14 protein-coding genes are annotated in these 16,082 nt (G+C 61.2%); 2 read left to right on the top strand and 12 right to left on the bottom strand.

Annotated features, from left to right (window positions below):
- Positions 1-39 precede the first annotated feature (39 nt).
- On the top strand, positions 40-2,157 hold the full coding sequence (ligA, locus tag DHV10_RS20555; protein WP_338042632.1) for an NAD-dependent DNA ligase LigA: 2,118 nt from the start codon (positions 40-42) through the stop codon (positions 2,155-2,157).
- 329 nt (positions 2,158-2,486) lie between these two features.
- Here the strand turns inward: ligA and DHV10_RS20550 are convergent, their stop codons facing one another.
- The 4 genes from DHV10_RS20550 to DHV10_RS20535 all read right to left on the bottom strand — a co-directional run bounded on the left by DHV10_RS20550 (position 2,487) and on the right by DHV10_RS20535 (position 6,198).
- Positions 2,487-3,569, bottom strand: a complete 1,083-nt coding sequence (locus tag DHV10_RS20550; RefSeq protein ID WP_109488247.1) for a VWA domain-containing protein — start codon at positions 3,567-3,569, stop codon at positions 2,487-2,489.
- A gap of 68 nt (positions 3,570-3,637) precedes the next feature.
- Positions 3,638-4,648 carry an RluA family pseudouridine synthase gene (locus tag DHV10_RS20545; protein WP_109488246.1) on the bottom strand — a complete coding sequence of 337 codons (1,011 nt, stop codon included), beginning with the start codon at positions 4,646-4,648 and terminating at the stop codon, positions 3,638-3,640.
- Positions 4,641-5,489 carry a prolipoprotein diacylglyceryl transferase family protein gene (locus DHV10_RS20540; protein WP_109488245.1) on the bottom strand — a complete coding sequence of 283 codons (849 nt, stop codon included), beginning with the start codon at positions 5,487-5,489 and terminating at the stop codon, positions 4,641-4,643. The genes DHV10_RS20545 and DHV10_RS20540 overlap by 8 nt, the downstream gene beginning before the upstream one ends.
- Before the next feature lie 394 nt (positions 5,490-5,883).
- Entirely contained in the window at positions 5,884-6,198 is a 315-nt protein-coding gene (locus DHV10_RS20535) for a cell division protein ZapA (protein ID WP_109488244.1), read from the bottom strand.
- 29 nt (positions 6,199-6,227) lie between these two features.
- On the opposite strand from DHV10_RS20535, the gene DHV10_RS20530 reads away from it, so the two are divergent.
- A complete protein-coding gene (locus DHV10_RS20530) occupies positions 6,228-6,524 on the top strand; it encodes a hypothetical protein (protein WP_109488243.1) in 297 nt (98 codons plus the stop codon).
- Between the two features lie 212 nt (positions 6,525-6,736).
- Here the strand turns inward: DHV10_RS20530 and pheT are convergent, their stop codons facing one another.
- From pheT to infC, 8 genes are all read right to left on the bottom strand, one after another.
- Positions 6,737-8,848 (bottom strand): phenylalanine--tRNA ligase subunit beta, encoded by a 2,112-nt coding sequence (gene pheT, locus DHV10_RS20525; protein ID WP_109488242.1) that lies wholly within the window; start codon positions 8,846-8,848, stop codon positions 6,737-6,739.
- Positions 8,849-8,907: 59 nt separating this feature from the next.
- Positions 8,908-9,279 (bottom strand): four helix bundle protein, encoded by a 372-nt coding sequence (locus tag DHV10_RS20520; protein WP_109488241.1) that lies wholly within the window; start codon positions 9,277-9,279, stop codon positions 8,908-8,910.
- Positions 9,276-10,382: a phenylalanine--tRNA ligase subunit alpha gene (gene pheS, locus DHV10_RS20515; RefSeq protein WP_109488312.1), complete on the bottom strand. Its 1,107-nt coding sequence runs from the start codon at positions 10,380-10,382 to the stop codon at positions 9,276-9,278. The genes DHV10_RS20520 and pheS overlap by 4 nt, the downstream gene beginning before the upstream one ends.
- 109 nt (positions 10,383-10,491) lie before the next feature.
- On the bottom strand, positions 10,492-10,860 hold the full coding sequence (rplT, locus tag DHV10_RS20510; RefSeq protein WP_109488240.1) for a 50S ribosomal protein L20: 369 nt from the start codon (positions 10,858-10,860) through the stop codon (positions 10,492-10,494).
- Between the two features lie 173 nt (positions 10,861-11,033).
- Positions 11,034-11,231: a 50S ribosomal protein L35 gene (rpmI, locus tag DHV10_RS20505; protein WP_109488239.1), complete on the bottom strand. Its 198-nt coding sequence runs from the start codon at positions 11,229-11,231 to the stop codon at positions 11,034-11,036.
- Positions 11,232-11,408: 177 nt separating this feature from the next.
- A complete protein-coding gene (locus tag DHV10_RS20500; RefSeq protein WP_109488238.1) occupies positions 11,409-13,013 on the bottom strand; it encodes a GH35 family beta-galactosidase in 1,605 nt (534 codons plus the stop codon).
- Between the two features lie 122 nt (positions 13,014-13,135).
- Positions 13,136-15,301, bottom strand: coding sequence for a S9 family peptidase (locus tag DHV10_RS20495; RefSeq protein WP_109488237.1), 2,166 nt, complete (start codon positions 15,299-15,301; stop codon positions 13,136-13,138).
- A 143-nt stretch (positions 15,302-15,444) separates the two neighbouring features.
- Positions 15,445-15,978, bottom strand: a complete 534-nt coding sequence (infC, locus tag DHV10_RS20490) for a translation initiation factor IF-3 (protein ID WP_239461961.1) — start codon at positions 15,976-15,978, stop codon at positions 15,445-15,447.
- Positions 15,979-16,082: the final 104 nt, after the last annotated feature.

The following is a 16,082-nucleotide window of genomic DNA, read 5'->3' as shown; positions in this document are numbered from 1 at the left end:
GGGCACCAGCAGAATCGTGGCGGGAACGGAGAGATCGGGGTGAAAACTATAATCCTGCCCATGAGTGATGCGGGAAAAAAGGGACAGGCGGAGAAGCGAATCGAGGAGCTGCGGGCGGAGCTTCGGAGGCACGAGCACCTGTATTACGTGATGGACGCGCCGGAGATCAGCGATGCGGAGTTCGACAAGCTGATGAAGGAGTTGAAAGGGCTGGAGGCGGAGCACCCGGAGCTGGTGACGCCGGATTCGCCCTCGCAGCGGGTGGGCGGCAAGCCGGCCGAGGGGTTCCAGAAGGTGCGTCACTCGCGGCCGATGCTGAGCCTAGACAATGCGTATTCCGAAGAGGAACTGCGCGACTGGGACCGGCGTGTGCATGAACTGGCGGGCAGTTTGCCGGTGGAGTACACGGCGGAACAGAAGATGGACGGGCTGAGCATTGCGCTGCATTACGAGGCGGGTCCGGATGGGAGCGCAAGGCTGGTGCGCGGATTGACGCGCGGTGATGGGCAGATCGGCGAGGAGGTCACGTCGAATGTGCGGACGATCAGGAGCGTGCCGCTGGTGATCTCTGCGGAGAAGCTGACGGGCGCGGGCGTGCCGGCAACCTTTGAAGTGCGCGGCGAGACGGTGATGCCGGAGAAGGCGTTCGAGCAGATGAATAAAGAGCGGGTTGCGGAGGGGCTGGAGCCGGCGGTCAATCCACGTAATGCGGCGGCGGGTACGTTGCGTACGAAGGACTCGAGCATTGTGGCGCAGCGGCGGCTGGATGTGTATGCGTATTTTCTGCTGGTAAATGGGGAGTATCTCGACCTGGGCCAGGATGCGACGCTCGATGCGCTGACGGCGCTGGGATTCAGGGTGAATCCGCATCGGGGAAAGATGCACAAGGTCGAGGAGATGATGAAGTTCATCGAGCAGACGGAGAAGCGGCGACCGACACTGGGGTACGACATCGATGGCGTGGTGTTCAAGGTAAATTCGCAGGCGACGCAGGCGCGGCTGGGATACACGGGGCGAGCGCCGCGATGGGCACTGGCGTACAAGTTTGCCGCGGAGCAGGCGATCACGCAGATGTACGACATCATGATCACGACGGGGCGCACGGGCAAGCTGACTCCGACGGCGATGCTGAAGCCGGTGTTTGTGGGGGGCGCGACGATAAGCCGGGCGACGCTGCACAACGCGGACTGGATTGAGCGGATGGGGTTGCGGATCGGCGACTGGGTGAAGATCGAGCGCGGCGGCGATGTGATTCCGAAGGTTGCCGCGATTGTGGAGGACGCGGATCATCCGCGGGGGAAAGAGAAGTATGTGTATCCGACGCATTGCCTGGTGTGCGGAGCGGAGGCGGTGCGCGAAGAAGGCGAAGCTGATTATCGATGCGTGAACATCGACTGCCCTGCCCTGCTGCACGGAGCGATCGAGCACTGGGCGAGCCGGGCGGTGATGAACATTGAGGGGCTGGGCGAGCAGTCAGTCTATGCGCTGATCGAGACGAATGCGGTGAAGAGCGTGGCGGATCTCTACTCGCTGACGGAGGAGAAGCTGGCCTCGCTGACGCAGGAGACAGAGCGCAACGGGGTGAAGAAGCAGCAGCGGGTGTTTGGGCCGGTGGAGATCAAGAAGCTGCTGAAGCAGATCGAGGGGTCGAAAGAAGCCGGGCTGGCGCGAGTGTTGATGGGATTGGGAATCAGGTTCGTGGGCGAGCGGACGGCGGATGCGATTGCGCAGGAGTTCGGGTCAATGGACGCCATCATGAACGCGAGCAAGGATGAGTTGGAGCGGGTGGAGGAAATTGGGGCGCGGATTTCGCATGCGATTACCGATTTCTTCGCGCGGCCCGCGAATCGCGAGTTGATCGAACACTTGAAGGCGGCCGGCGTGAAGATGACGGCGGAGAAGAAGCAGAAGACGACGCAGCTGGCGGGACTGACGCTGGTGCTGACGGGAACGCTGCCGAATCTGTCGCGCGAGGAGGCGAAGGCGAAGATCGAGGCGGCGGGCGGGAAGGTATCAGGGTCGGTGAGCAAGAAGACGAACTATGTGATTGCGGGGGAAGAGGCGGGTTCGAAGCTGGATAAGGCGCGGGAGCTGAATGTGCCGGTGCTGGATGAGGCGGGGCTGGTGGCGCTGCTGGAAGGCAGGAGTAGGGAGTAGGCTTCGCCGGATATCAGGTGGTGAGTCAGATTCTGTTTTTTATTCTTTTAGCGAGTCAGCGCGCTGCGCGCGTAGCGAGTTAGCAAGTTAGCGGGTGAGGAGCAGCTCTCAGGCTTCAGCTATGAGCTGTCAGTTATCAGCTATCAGCTATCAGCTATCAGCTATCAGCTAGATGATCGCTGATCTCTGTTGATAATGAACGGACAGTTACTGTTCTTTGGCGGGTTGGCGTGCTGCGCACGTGGCGAGTTGGCAGGTTAGCGTTGTGGGAAGGAAATGCCCCGGTTTCAAGATTGAGACCGGGGCACACGCGATCATGAAACCCGAAGTTATTCTTTGGGTGCGAAGTAGCCTTTTCTTGCACGGGCGACGTAACGGCGGTCGGTGCAATAGAGATAGATGGGACGGAACTGGCCGTTGGCTTTGAAGTCCGCAGGGATGTAGGTGAGCGCGTACTGGCTGCGCAGTTCTTCTTCGATGTTTTTGAAGCTGTTGGACATCTGTTCGACGGAGGGCGGGAAGAAGACCTGGCCGCCGGTATCTTGCGCGAGCTGCGTGAGGACCTGGTCGCCTTTGCCGCGGCTGGGGGTCCAGTTGGTGCTGATGGCGTAGACGATGGTCTCGGCGCGCTGGCACATCTTGATGGCTTCGTCGAGGTGAACGCGGCTCTGATTGTCGTCGCCGTCGGAGATGAGGATCATCGCCTTGCGAACGGGCTCCTGACCGCGTGAAGAGTCAAGCAGCTTGGTCTTGCAGCCGGTGAAGACGGCGTCGTACATGGCGGTGCCGCCGCCAGGGCGAAGGCGATTGATGCCTGTTTCAAGAGCATCGATGTTGTTGGTCCAGTCGGCCTTGATGTCGGGTGTGACGTCGAAGCCCATGACGAAGGCTCGATCGCTTTTTGCTTTGAGGATCTGCAGAAGGAATTCGACAGCGGCCTGCTGCTCGAACTGAAAGCGGGTGCGGATGGAGGTGCTGGCGTCGATGACGATGCCGACGCGGAGAGGGAGATTTACCTGCTGGCGAAAGGAGGTGACCTTTTCGGGAGCCTTCTGGTCGTCAAGGAGTGCGAAGTCGCTTTGCTTGAGGTTCGGGACGTAGTGGCCGTGCTTGTCGGTGACGGTGAAGATCAGGTTGACTTCGTTGACGCCGACGCGAAAGACCTGGCCGGTATCTTCGGCGCCCTGCTGGTCGGGGGGCTGCTGACCGGCCGCGGGCTGCTGGCCCGACGCGGGTTGGCCGGCCTGCGCGGGGGCTGACGCGGGCTCAGCCGGAGCGGGTTGCTGCGGGGCGGGGGTCTGCGCAGGTTGCGGAGCGGGCGGCTGTTGCTGCTGCCCATAGGCAGGCTGGCCGGAGGCAGAGAGGCACAGTGCCACTGCAAGCGCTGCCAGACAGGAGAATTTTGTGCTCATATCAGTGTTCATTCTAGCAATCGGCCGAGCGAGCCTGCGCCGTTCCATGGAGTATTGACTGTCTCTGTTCAGGATTCGTTAATACGGGCGAGGAAATCGGTCAGCTCCGAGGGCAATGGGGCCTCCAGTTCCAGAGGCTTGGAGGTAAACGGGTGTGTGAACTCGAGGCGCGCGGCGTGGAGGAAGTTACGGTCCAGTTTGAGCCGCTGGGGCTGGTTGTTGCGGCGGGCAGCTTTGGACGAGGTTTGGGAGGCCTGGTCTACGAGCTGACCGGAAGCGCCGTAGAGGGTGTCGCCAACGACGGGGTGCCCGAGCGAGGCCATGTGGACGCGAATCTGATGAGTGCGGCCGGTTTCGATGCGAACGCGGACGAGTGTGAATTTGCCGAAGCGCGTGTCGAGGCGCTGGACGACTTCGTAGTGGGAGATGGCGGTGCGGGAGTTCTCTGAGGGTTTGGTGGTCATGCGGGTGCGGCGAACGGGGTCGCGGCTGACTGCGGCGGTGATGCTTCCCTTCTCGCGCTCGACGCGACCGTGGACGAGAGCGATATAGGTTTTGCGGATCTGGCGCGAGGAGAAGAGCTCGGCGAGTTTGGTGTGTGCGGCGTCGCTTTTGGCGACGACGATGAGGCCGCTGGTGTCTTTGTCGAGACGATGGACGATGCCGGGGCGCAGTTCACCGCCGGTGGAAGAGAGCGCATTGAAGCGGAAGAGGAGCGCGTTGACGAGAGTGTTGCTGTTGCGTGCGTCTTCGGTTTCGCCGGCTCCGGCGTGGACCATCATGCCTGCCGGCTTGTTGATGACGGCGAGGTATTTGTCTTCGAAGACGACATCGAGCGGGATGTCCTGCGGCGCGGCCTTGAGCGGAGCGGGGTGGGGCTCGCCGGTGATGACGATCTGTTCGCCGCCACGAAGCTTGAGGGATGGCTTGGCCTGAGTGCCGTTGACGAGAACGTCGCCCTGATCGAGAAGGAGCTGGACACGGGAGCGGCTTACGCCTTCGAGTTGGGTGGCGACGAAGTGGTCGAGGCGCTGACCGGCAGCTTCGGGTGGAACTTCTATTTGTCGAGGCTCAGCCATGGGTGGGCTCGGAGGTTGCGTGTGGGGCAGGTTGGGTGGTCGGCGCGGATGGAGCGGGAAGGATGCGCTGGGATGGACGATCGAGAAGGAACGCTGCTCCGAGGAGGACGAGGAGGATGGCGGCGACCTGCGGGCCTTTGATGAATCCGTGGAAGAGTGCGCCGCGGCCGACGGGGTCGCGCCAGAACTCGGTGATGTACATGACGAATCCTGTGGAGATGAGAAAGTTTCCGGCAAGGTCGCCGTGTTGATGTCGGCGTGGCAGCTGGAGGATGAGAGTTGCTGCGATGAGAGAAAGGCAGATCGCGGCGTAGGCCTGAACGGGATGAACTGGGATGCCGAGCGGAGCGTCGCTCCAGCGAGCGGCGAGCGGGTCGGTGTAGATAACGGCCCAGGGGAGATGGGTTCCTGTTCCGTAGCCGGAGCCGGCGAGGAGGGCGCCAATCTGTTCGAAGGAGAGGCCGAGAGCCAGGGGTGCGGCGAGGAGGTCGGCGGTTGCGCGGAGCGGCATGCGGTGCAGGCCGGCGTAGACGGCGGCGACTGCAAAGGCGATGAGCGCAGCGATTGCGGCGAGCAGCGGGTGGTGCACCGTCGCGATGCTGAGGACCCAGAGGGGATGGCTGCGCAGGATGTTCCAGTTGGCGGCGACAAGCAAGAGGCGCGAGCCAATGAGCGCGGTAAAGAGCATCAGGATGCAGAGGTTCCAGATGCGATTGGGATCAACGCCAGTCTTTTTTGCGATGCGCAGTGCAAGCATGAGCGCGAGCAGGAGGCCCAGAGCGGCGACTGCGCCGTAGGAAGGTATGACTAATGCGCCGAGGTGGAATAGGACTGGATGCACCTAGAGCAAGGATAGGGCATGCGAAGCGTGCAGAAGTGTGAGTTGCACGAGGAAAGAGTAGAAATCCGACCCACTGGGCCGTGAGTGATGTGCTGGTGAACCCGTCCTAAGACGGTGGAGACTCGCCGCGGTTCCTTAGGCATTCCGGACTGGCGGACACGGCACACAGAACCGTATGTACGAGTCGAGCCTCCTGTTCAATGAATGTTGGTTCATCCAGCATTGACCACTGCACCTGCTTTGCAGGCCGGTTTCTATTGCTGAATGTATGGATGTTGAAGGGGAATTGCAAGTCTTGCCGGTGCAGAGCGAGTTGTGCTAGAGACCGAAGGTCACTTGCAGATCGGGCAAGTCGGTGCAGCGTGGCGTGCCGAGAATGTGAGCACGAGCCGAGTCACGATGCGACTTGACGCTCGTCCTCGAGAACTTCGTCGAGCATTTCGGCGAGGTGCGCGGCGCGGGCGCGGCCCTCCTTTGCGTCCACGCCCGAAGTCTGTGAGAGTTCGTCGGCAAGGTTGAGCGCAGCGAGAACGGCGACGCGGAGCGAGTCGACGGTGCGGCCGGCAGAGGCCACCGCGCGCATCTTGCTGTCGACCAGATCTGCGAGGCGGCGAATGTGATCGGGATTCTGGCCGCGCAGGTGGTAAGCCTGATCGTAGATGTGAACGGTGACGTAGCCGGGAGCGCTGGGCGCGATTTCTTTTGCCATGCGGAACCTCAGAGTTCGAGAGAATCCAATTGACCGAGAAGCTTATCGACGCGCTGGCGGACCTGTTCGCGCTCAGCGTTGAGTGCACTGATTTCTTCCTGGAGGGTTTTCACCAGATCGCGCTGTTCGTGGAGCTGACCATCGAGCACATTGATCCGCTCTTCCGCAGCGGCGCGGGCCTGGCGCTCGCTCTTCACGAGACTGACTGCACGGGAGACGCGGTCTTCAAGAGCGGAAAAATCAGCGCTGCTGAGAGCGAGATTGCCTTGATGGTTGTGATCCATTTCAGAGTGCTCGTGTTCCGCGATCTGGGATTCCAGAGATGATGGCGACATGAATAATAACCTCCGCGCAAATGCGCTGTATTCGGGAAGTATAGCGCTGATGAAGCGCAGCGGAGGCTGAGGGAAACTGAGGTGGAAATAGTAAACCCCGGTCTCCGATGAGACTTTTGGATCAAGCTCGTTCTTATCCCAGGTCTCCAAGTGCGAGGGACCTGGGGCACCCACGTTCTTGTTATCGAAACGGCGGCGATGGCTTACGAGCGGAGTCTGGCGCCGGCTGCGCTGACGGCGTGGACTACGCGCGATTGGAAGGATTGTAGTTCTTCTTCGCGCAGGGTGCGGTCGGGAGCCTGGAAGGTGGTGCTGACGAGAAGAGCGTAGTCATTGGCTCCGAGTTTCGCATCGCGGAAGACTTCTGCTGCGCGCCAATCAACGAGCTCGGGGATTTGAAGCGACGCAAGAGATTTGTCGATGCGCTCCCAGGGAATGCTCTGATCGAGGATGAGCGAGAAATCGCGGCGCACGGGCTGAAAGCGCGAGATGTCGCGAGCGGCGGGCTTGCGCAGCGGCAGCTTGTAGAGGCGGTCGATGTAGATCTCGCCGATGATGATCGTATCTTTGATTTTGCGCGCGGCGGCCTCGGTGGGATGAAGCTGGCCGAACCAGCCCACGGTGAGACCGTCAGCTACCACGCGGGCTGAGCGATAGGGATGCAGCCATGCCGGGGTGAGGCCCGTGTCCGATGGGAAGCGGTCGAAGTAGATGTCGCGAATCTGGAAACGCGAGAGGAGTTGTTCGACGAGACCTTTGAGGTCGTGAAACTCGATGCGACGTGTCGGATGCAACGAGCTTTGGCTGGGGAGGTTGCCAGCAGCGGCGAAAGAGAGTGCCGGGCGTTCATCAACTTTTTCTGTCGTACCGCTGAAGACGGTGCCGAGTTCGAAGAGGCGAACGTCGGCGACATCTCGATTCAGGTTGCCGGAGGCGGCGTTGAGCAGGCCGGGAACGAGTGATGGGCGCATCACGCCAGCTTCTTCGCTGAGGGGATTGCCGAGCGGTACGATCTGGCCGGGGATGGGCGCGGTGAGTACGGCTTCAGCGGAAGAGCAGAAGGTGCTGGAGATGGTCTCGTGGAAGCCGGCGGCGAGAAGAGTGCGTCGAGCGACGAGTTCTGGTTCTGCCGATGAAAGCGATTTGACCCCGCCGGCGAACGCGGGAAGGGTGTTGGCGAAGCGGTTGTAGCCGTACACCCGTGCGACTTCTTCGATGAGGTCGATTTCGCGTTCGAGATCGAGGCGCCAGCTGGGGAGTTGGACTTGCCATGATGCTGATTGCGTGGCGGCGGAGCTGAGTGTGCAGCCCAGGCCGGTAAGAATCGATTCGACCGTGGACGAGGTGATGCCTTCTTTGTCGATGGTGCTGCCGAGAAGACGATGCACTTCGCTCAATGCGAGCGAGATCGCCGGGCGTTGTGCGGTACGGGCTTCCCATGAAGGAACGCGGACATCCACGAGATCGCCATCGATGTGGCCGCCGTTGGCGAGCAGGATGCGGCTCACGATAGCGGAGGCGACGGGAGCGGCGTTGAAGTCGGCGCCGCGCTCGAAGCGGTGGCTGGCGTCGGTGTGGAGGCCGTGACGGCGGGCGGTGCGGCGGACGGCCATCGGTTCGAACCATGCGGCTTCGATGAGGACGTTCTTCGTCTCTGCTGTGATCATGGTGTCCCAGCCGCCCATGACGCCGGCGAGGCCGAGAGCTTTCGTGTGGTCGGCTACGACGAGGTCGTCCGGGTCGAGGATGCGGTCCATGCCGTCGAGGGTCTTGAGCTTTTCGCCTTTGCGGGCTCGGCGGACGATGATGCCGCCCTCGATTTTGTCGAGGTCGAAGGCGTGAGTGGGCTGGCCCATGGCTAGCCACGCGAAGTTGGTGGCGTCGACGGCGTTGGAGATTTGCTTCTGCTCGAGGAGGCTGAAGTACGTTGAGACTTCAGCGCCGGGGAACCAGTCGCGGGAAGGGCCTATGGTGATACCGCGAAGAACGCGTGCGGTGAAGCGTCCGCAGACATCTTCGGCTTCGATCTTGACGGGGAGGTTCTGAGCGGACGGCTGGTGCTTTGGAAGTGTTGTATCGAGGTGACGGAGTTCTACGCCATAGATCGTCGCCGCTTCGCGTGCGATGCCGTAGTGGTTCATCGCGTCTACACGATTGGTGGTTATGTCCATCTCGTAGAGGGAGCCGTTGCCGGAGCCGAGATTGAAGATGCCTTCGACGGCGATGCCACGGAGGGTGAGATCTTCGGCGAGTTGAGTGTCAGAGACGGGTAGTTCGGGAAGGTAGGTCCGCAGCCATTTGGTGAGTATCTTCATTGCGGGTTGTTAATCTCCTAGCGAGTTAGCTGCGCTTCGCGCGATAGCGAGTTAGCAAGTCAGCGGGGTTCTTGATCGAGCACACTGATCAAGCCGTTGATGAGCTTTGCCACTTCAGTTGCGAGTTCGAGTACATGTTGCGCAGTTTCAGGTTTGAGAAACTTCAAGCTGACTGCGAGCTCAAGTTGCGTTTCCAATTCGTTCAGAGAACCCCTGGCAATACTCAGGGACTTACGGTTTTCGGCGTCGGTCAGACGCCCATGGCCTTCTGCGATGTGAGTTGCCACATTTACAGATGAACGCCGCAATTGCATTCGGAGCCCGAACGTTTCAGAATTTGGAAACTCCTCTGTTCCCTCGTAGATCTTGCGTGCGAGGTCCATGGCTTTCTGCCAGGCGATGAGGTCGCGGTAGTGTCGTGTCCTGCTCATGCGAATTGATTCAAGAAGCGCATGTCGCCGGCGTAGAGCTGGCCGATTTCGCTGATGCCGTACTTCATCATGGCGATGCGCTCAACGCCCATGCCGAAGGCGAAGCCGCTGATCTTCTTCGGATCGTAGGCGGGCTGCTTCTCCTGCGCGAAGGCGAAGACAGCGGGGTCGACCATGCCGCATCCGAGAAGCTCAATCCAGCCCGAGTGTTTGCATTTGCGGCAGCCCTTACCACCGCAAAAGATGCAGCTTATCTGGACATCGGCGGAGGGTTCGGTAAACGGAAAGAACGATGGGAAGAAGCGCGTCTTGACGGACGAGCCGAAGAGGGCCTTCATGGCGTGATCAAGCGTGCCCTTGAGATCGGAGAAGGTGATATTAGTGTCGACGCAGAGGCCCTCAACCTGATGGAAGATGGGTGAGTGCGTGGCATCCATGGCGTCGTTCCGGTGAACCTTGCCGGGGATGACGATACGGATGGGCGGTGGCTGCTGCTCCATGGTGCGCATCTGCACGGGCGAAGTATGTGTGCGCAAGAGGAGGCGGTCGCGGAGGGGGCGGCGCTCCTGGCTGGCGATGACGAGCGTGTCCTGCGTGTCGCGCGCGGGATGACCCGGCGGGAAATTCATGGACTCGAAGTTGTAGAAGTCGGTTTCGACTTCGGGGCCGATACCGACGGAGTAGCCGAGAGCCGCGAAGACGGAGACGATCTCGTTGAGCGTGCGGGTGATGGGATGCTCGGCCCCGGTGAGATGGCGTGTGCCGGGGAGCGTGATGTCGATGGCCTCGGCGGCGAGTGCTGCGTGGCTGGGGCCTGTGCCGGCGGCTTTATCGAGGAGGCCTTCAATGAGTTCCTTGAGGGACTTGAAGCGTTCGCCGACGGACTTTTTGGCTTCGGAAGGAGCGGCTTTGAGCCAGCGCGCGGAGACGTCGTTGAGGCGGCCCTGCTTGCGGCCTACCCAGCGTAGACGGAAGGCTTCAAGGTCGTCGGGGGAGCCGATGGCGGCGGCTTCATCTGTGGCCTGTTTTGCAAGGGCGGCAAAGGCCTGATCGAGCGCGGAGTCGTTGTAGTCCGGCAGAGCGGGAATTGCATCTTGAGTCATTGCGGTATCCAAAGGATAAATGACTGGTTGAGTGATGGTTTCAGCGCAAAAAGAAGAACGGCCCGAAGCGAAGCTCCGGGCCGTTGGTGCGGCTGAATGCGCCCGTCGCTTAAGCGGCTGAGCTGGCGAGAGCGGCCTTGGCCTGCTCCACCAGCTTGGTAAAGCCTGCGGCGTCGTGGATGGCGATGTCGGAGAGGATCTTGCGGTCAAGTTCGACGCCGGCCTTCTTGAGGCCGTTGATGAACTGCGAGTAGCTTGTGCCGTTGAGCTTGCAGGCGGCGGAGATGCGGACGATCCAGAGAGAGCGGAACTGCCGTTTCTTCTGGCGGCGGCCGGAGTAAGCGAACTTGAGTCCGCGCTCGACTGCTTCCTGGGCTGCCTGGTAGAGCTTTGATTTTGTGAGGAAGTAACCGCTTGCGCGTTTCAGGATCTTTTTGCGCCGGTCACTGCGCTTGGTACTCCGTTTCACACGGGGCATGGCGTTTCTCCTTTTGCGTTTCGTCTATCAGGCGGCTGGAGGCAGGAGGCGCTGTTGCGCTCGGAACCTCTTCACTCGCTCACTTGCCTTGATCTCTCACCCCAGAGGACGTAACTCGCAGAGTGGGGGCCTATCGGCCCGAATGCATCGCTCCACGAAGGAGCTTCGCACGATCAGGCGTAGGGAATCATGCGCGCTACCTTCGCGTAGTCGCCGTCGGAGACAAGCACGATCTTGCCGAGCTTGCGCTTCACCTTGGGGGACTTGGACGAAAGAATATGGCGCACCTTGGTCTGGCCCCGCTTGATTTTGCCGGTACCAGTCTTCTTGAAGCGCTTTTTCGCGCCCGTATGTGTTTTCAACTTGGGCATTGTTTTCTCGTAATTCGGACGGGGCTTAGTGGCCCGGTCGCAAGCCTCTGATGAACAGGGGCTTCCCTGCCCCTGCGAGGCTTCAGTCAGTATACAGGAAAAGCCAGTTTGACTCTAGTTACCGGCTTTCAGCTCTCAGCTATCAGCCAACAGCATTGCCGGGCAGATCGTTGCGACTCACTCGTAATGGTAAAGCTTGACTTTCTCTGTACTTACATTGCGGGGGTCGAAACGCCAGTAGGCCCCCTGGTCGTTTTCGTCGCCGTTTAAACGTCGGCCAGGGGTCCACTTGCCGTCTTCGAAGGCTCCTTCATCGATGGCGGCGATGCCGACCCTGGTCTTGCTCTGGGCGGGGGCGGTGAAGAGGACGCGAAAGCCTTTGCCTACTCCGAGGAACTCATCGGGGCCCGTGGCCATGACGAGGCCGTAGCCGGATTCGGAATGAGAGCCGAAGATGGAGTCGAGCGAGACATGCACGGAGTAGGCGCCGATGGTGAACGTCTGATCGGGATGCTGCTTGTCGAGGATGAAGCCGTGGACGTCTCCCGCCGCCTGGTGCTCGAGGAGTATGGGAGCGATGCCCTGAATGGCGCGGTAGCTCACGGCGAGATCCTGCTTCGGGTTCATGTCGTCCTCAATGGCGAAAGGCGAAAAGCCGAAGCCGGCCTCCTCGCCGACGGCGTGGAAGACGTTGGCTGCGCCGGGATTGCCGCCGCGCGTCTCAGGCATGAAGAGCGGGTTGCCGTCCCGGTGGTACCGCCGGCACCACTCGACGAAGTTGGAGGCGTAGAGGTCGGGGGCGTAGAGGTCGATGGCAGATCCGGCGGCGCGCCAGATGTCCACGACCCAGGGTTCCGGGCCGCCGCTGGGCCAATTGCCGGGCATGCCGCCCTCTTCGCCGAGCCAGGTGTTTACGTACATCGGGATGTCGTAGGCAGACTTGCCCGCGGCGGTGACGGCTTGAATGAATCGGGCGTAGTGCCAGGCCATGAAGGCTTCGTCGGCGTGGGGGTTGTCGCCGAAGACTTCCGGCCAGGTGCCGGAGGCTTTTGAGCCTGCCTCGTCCCAAAGCGCGCGCAGGCTCGGGTAGAGGGAGTCGTGATGGGACTTGAGGTAGCGGGTGAGTTCGGCCGGGACGGGCGAGTTGAATTCGCGATCGGCAGCGGCGGAGCGGTCGCGTGAGTCGCCGAGGACTCCTACTTCGTTTTCAACCTGCATCATGAGCACGGTGTGATCGGTGTCGGCCTGCTTGATGTGCTGCATGAGCGCGGTGAAGGCGCGGGCATCGGCTTTTTGAGTATCTGCCGAAGCGGGGCTGAGAACTTCGATTTCCCTGCCCTTCTGAACGACGCGCGGGAAGCGCTTCGTGTCCTGTTTGACCCAGGCGGGCGGGTAGCTGGACATGCCGTTCTTCCAGGAGGCGAGCCAGAGGAAAACGATCTTCTCGTGCGACTCGCGGGCTTGTGCAAGCAGGCCGTCGACGAGGGCGAAGTCGTAGTGACCTTCGGTGGGCTCCACGAGTTCCCAACTCAGGGGCGTGATGACGGTGTTGAGGCCCATGCCGGCGAGGCCGGACCAGAGGGGCTTCATGTATTCGAGGCTCGATGACGAAGAGTTGTGGAGTTCTCCGCCGAGGATGAGGAAGGGCTTGCCGTCGACGATGAGCTGGGTTGTAGAGCCGCGCTTTTCGAGATGAGGCGCGGTGTTCGATTGACCGAGGGTTGGGAGCTGAAGGCTGGAGCAGAAGGCGAAACAGAGTAGGACGCCGAGGGTCTTTCTCATGACGGACGAAGTCTAGCACGGCGCAGGAACGAACCCCGGGGCTTTCGCTTCCCATGTCTCCAAAGTCGGGAGACATGGGGCACCCGGTTCTGTTCGCTTGGCGCGGCTTATGCGAAGTCAGCCTAGTGGGCCGGTGAAAACGCGTCTTCGATGAACTTGATAATGTGCTGACGGGCGTCGAAGCCGTGCCATGGTTCCGGCGAGGGGCGGCCAAACATGCCGGTGGCAAGCGGGCCGTGGTTCTCGCGCGGATAGGTGACGAGTTCGACGGGGACCCCGGCCTGACGGAGCGCACGGTACATCTCCTGTGCCTGACCGACGGGATCGGTGGTGTCGGATTCGCCTTGCAGGAGGAGGAACGGCGTTTTGGCGTGGGCGGCGCCGGCGAGCGGACTCTGACGCCATGCATCGTTCATGTGCTCCCAGGGCTTGCCGAAGTACCAGCGGTCGTACCAGGACTCGTCCTCGGTGCCGTATTCGCTGAACTGATCGATGACGGGCGCGCCGCTGATGATGGCCTTGAAGCGATCGATTTTGCCTTCGACGAAGCCGGCCATTTCGCCGCCGTAGCTGTAGCCCATGAGAGCCATGCGCGCGGGGTCGATGGGATAGTGAGCGAGGACGTAGTCGACGCCAGCCATTACGTCCTGGTAGTCACCGCCGCCGAGATCGTTCTTGTTGGCTGCGGCGAATTTGACGCCGTAGTTGGATGAACCGCGCGGGTTGGGAAGCAGAACGGCCCAGCCGTGACCGATGAGGAAGTCGTGGAAGGGACTGTACTGGTTGAACCACGCGCCGAAAGGACCGCCGTGCACGTCGACAATGAGGGGCACCCTCGCGGAGCCGGCGTCAGGTGGAAGGAAAAGCAAGCCTTCGATGGTGAAGGCGCCGGATTTCCACTGAACGAGTTTGGGTTCGACGCTGCGGAGGCTCGCGGGGGCGAGGTCGGGCGTTTGGACAGCAGTGCAGCTGTCGCCGAGTTTCGCGGCGTAGCAAAGATGCGTTGACTTGCCGCCAGCGTCCGAGAGCCAGACCCAGCCGGTCTGCCGGGGATTGGTGTTGAGAGCCAGGACCATGGAGGTGCCGAGGTCGATGACCTGAGGTGATTCGCTGCCGTCGATCTTGATGCGAACGGCGGAGGCATGCGTCCCGATGCCTGCCTGTGCGATGAGCGATCCGTCGGGAGTGGAGATGAGAGGCGAGGGACCGAATTGTCCGTCGAAGCGGCTGGAGAGTGGAATTACTTTTTGGCTGGAACTCTCTTTCGGCAGCGCGAACAGCTCTTCGTATCCGGGAGGCGCGTCTTGCGTGGTTTGCGCGAGGAACACAATCGTGTTTGCGTCATGCGACCATTCGGCGCGGCTGACGGATGAGGGGATTGCGCTGAGTTTTTGCGGCTTGTCGGGAGTGGCGGCTTCGAGGACAAAGGCCTGAGCAGCGGGGCCGAGATCGGCCGCGCCGTTGGGTGCTTCACTGACGGCGAGAAGCCTGCTGTCTACAGGCGACCAGAGAACGCCGTGAATATCGGGCGGTACTGCGGCGGGTTTGAGGTCACCGTCGACGGAGCCGTCGGGTTTGAGAGCTGCGATGTAGAGACGCGTGAAGTGTCGTTCGTGGTTGACCCATGAAGCATCGATCTTTGCGTCTTTCTGTTTCTTTTCGCCGGGGGTTTCAGGGTCGTGTGCCCAGAGGGCGAGGTATTTGCCGTCTGAACTGATCGCGTAGCCTGCGACATCGATGGGGAGGGGCTCGACTTTAGTTTCTTCGGGCCTCTTTTCGTCCTTCTTGGTGTTCGAGGTGGGAGGAGGCGGAGGGTTGATCGCGTCCTTGTCTTTGGAAACGTCGACGGGCGGCATGATCTTCAAATCGTAGGGCGAGGCTTCGCCGCCGCGGAGGTCGAGGCGGAAAAGCTGGGTGTGGTCGCCGCGTTTGGCGAGGAAGAAGATGGCGGAGTTGTCAGGCGCCCACTGCGGATTGTGTTCCCCGCGCTTGTCGGAGGGAGGCGAGAAGGTGAGTTGGCGCGGCTTCTGATCGCCGTTGCTGGGAGCAGGGACGATCCAGAGATGGGTGGCCGCTTCGTCGGCCGTGGAGTTGGTGACGGCAAAGAGGATCTGTTTGCCGTCGGGCGAGAGCAGCGGAGTGGAGAGGGATCTCAGGTGGCGCAGGTCTTCGTTGGTGGGGAAATGAGGGGTACTGGTCGCGGAGCTGGATTGGGCTGCTGAGTAATGCGGCGCGGCGATCACAGCAAGACACGCGAGGGAAAGAACTGCGTTCCTGAGATGAAGCATGCGGTCAGAATAACAGCGGCTTTTAGTCTCTTAGCGAGTTAGCGTGCTTCGCACGTAGCGAGTCAGCAAGTTAGCAGGTGTGTCGCAAGGCTAGCTGCAAATGAGAAGGCCGCCTGCAAGAGGCGGCCTTAAGTTGCAATTAGCTATTGTGCTGCGGGAGCGGGTGGGCGCGGAGCCGGGGGCTGCGGAGCGGGAGGCTGGGGCTTCTTCTGCCCTTCAGCTTTTTTGCTGGGCGCGAGGATGGCGTGGAGAATGGTGCCTTCCATGCGCGGCATGAACTCGACTACCGCGATGTCGCCAATGTCCTGGATGAGGCGATTGATGATGTTGTAGCCCAGGTCGCGGTGGGCCATCTGGCGTCCGCGGAAGCGGAGGCTTGCCTTGACCTTGTCTCCGCCCTGCAGGAACTTGATCGCCTGATTTCTCTTGGTCTGGTAGTCGTGGTCGTCCACCGTGACGGAGAACTTTACTTCTTTGACGATGATGACCTTCTGCTTTTTGCGGGCGGCGCGTTCGGACTTTTCCTTCTCGTAGAGATAACGGCCGTAGTCCTGAATGCGGCAGACGGGAGGGACCGCGTTGGGGGAGACTTCGACCAGGTCGAGTCCGCGCTCGCGGGCGATCTTGAGCGCTTCAAAGGGCGGCAGGATGCCGAGCTGTTCGCCGTTTTCGTCGATTACGCGGATTTCGCGGGCGCGAATGCGATCGTTGATGCGGATAAAGGACTTGGCCGAACGTTTATCGAGTGCGATGGTACATCCTCCAGGTGGGCCGGGCGCCC

Origin of the sequence: Occallatibacter savannae, from assembly GCF_003131205.1 — a bacterium.
Taxonomy (GTDB): domain Bacteria; phylum Acidobacteriota; class Terriglobia; order Terriglobales; family Acidobacteriaceae; genus Telmatobacter; species Telmatobacter savannae.
The sequence above is the reverse complement of the archived record's forward strand: the minus strand, read 5'-3'. Positions and strand labels throughout refer to the sequence as shown.